At 75.4% G+C, this 995-nt stretch carries 2 protein-coding genes; both read right to left on the bottom strand.

The annotated features are described in order from the left end of the window. The coding region (locus ACLF3G_RS29470; protein ID WP_430672935.1) for a hypothetical protein at nt 1-188 on the bottom strand (188 nt) is incomplete at its 3' end. Between the two features lie 99 nt (nt 189-287). Then, nucleotides 288-995, bottom strand: a 708-nt coding sequence (locus tag ACLF3G_RS29475) for an anti-sigma factor (protein ID WP_430672936.1), incomplete at its 5' end; no start/stop codon positions are given.

Genomic DNA, 995 nt, shown 5'->3' on the forward strand with positions numbered 1-995 from the left:
CCGAGCAGGCGGCCATCGGTGCCGGTGACGCGCACCGGAGCGCCGGCGCGGCGCGTCTCGCTGTCGAAGCTGACCAGGGCGTTGTCTGCGGTCAGGGCGACCAGGGTCGCGGCGTCGGCGGCGCTGGCGGCCTGCACGGCGGCGATCAGGCCGGCGGCGGCGATGGCGGTGCGGATAGTCGGGGTCATCGGTTTCTCTCCGTGTACATCTTGCGAGTGCCGTTACGGCGTCTCTGGATGCGTTACGGAGCACGGCGCTGCCTGGATGCAGCGCCAGGAGAAATTATTTCAGGTCCCGCTCGCCGGCGCCAGGCGGCCGATGAACAGGATTGGCCCGGTCGGCCGGCCGATCGGCGAGCCACCCGGCGGTTCCAGCGTGATCTCGATCAGCATGCCCGGGCTCGGCTGGATGGTGCTGGGCGAGACGCTGATGCGGCCCTGCGCCGGGATCAGGCCGAGCGAGGTCGGTGCCGTCGCGCCCTGCGGCAGCGCCCACAATTCCAGCACGCGGCCCTCCGGCGCCGGGCGCGGGTTCAGCGAGGCGAGCCGCAGGCCGCCCTGGTCGGCCTCCACCAGCCAGGCCGGCTGGTCGCTCTCGGTCAGCAACACGGTCATCAGCCGCGGCGCGGGCTCCGGCTGCAGCAGGATGAAGGCGGCGAGGCCAGCGGCCAGCGCGCCGGCGCCCAGCGCCCCGGCCCGCCACGGGTCGAGCAGGGAAGACCACCAGGACGCCTTCCCCGGTGCCGCAGGCGCGGGGGCCGGGTCCAGCGCAGCCTCGATCCGCGCCCACAGGTCGGGCGGCGGCGATTCGGGCGTCGCCAACGCCGTGAGCGGCGCGAGCCGCGCCTCCCACGCCGCCACCGCCTCGGCCAGCGCCGCATCCGTCGGCAGGGCGGCGGCCACCGCGGCGGCCTCCCGCGCCTCCAGCGTGCCGAGCACGTATTCGGCGGCCAGCGCGTCGCGGTCCCCAGGGGACATGCCGGGGGACATGCCGGG

Source organism: Falsiroseomonas sp. HC035 (assembly GCF_050563525.1).
Taxonomy (GTDB): domain Bacteria; phylum Pseudomonadota; class Alphaproteobacteria; order Acetobacterales; family Acetobacteraceae; genus Falsiroseomonas.